A 375-nucleotide genomic window follows, 5' to 3' on the forward strand; every position below is an offset into this window, starting at 1 on the left:
TTTATAATCGCTCGACGCGCATACATACACATTCCACTTATTAGTGATAGTATTCAAAATATAGCCAATCAATATGATTTACAAGGTGGTAAAGGTTTGTTATCAATACAACCTTATCACAAGATAAAAAAGCTATATGAAAATATATCGGCGATTTTTAATTTAATGACAATCGTAGGTATGAATCAATTTTCAATCACGAAATCAGCAAATAATGAGCAAGGCGCGTTTGGACCAGTCCTTGTGACAAATAAGCAAGATTATAAATTGACACAAGGACATTTGAAAGCTAAAAATCAAATCATTGAAGGTTTTGCAATAAGTAAAGCATATAATCAACAAGGTTTGCCAGTTAGTTTGCATGAAGGCCAAGGT

Annotated in this window: 1 pseudogene; it reads left to right on the forward strand. The window is 32.5% G+C overall.

Annotated features, from left to right (window positions below):
• Positions 1–375 (forward strand): annotated as a pseudogene (locus EII32_RS11780) (hypothetical protein); the annotation flags it as partial.

It is taken from the genome of Prevotella sp. OH937_COT-195 (assembly GCF_003932845.1).
Classification (GTDB): Bacteria; Bacteroidota; Bacteroidia; order Bacteroidales; family Bacteroidaceae; genus Prevotella.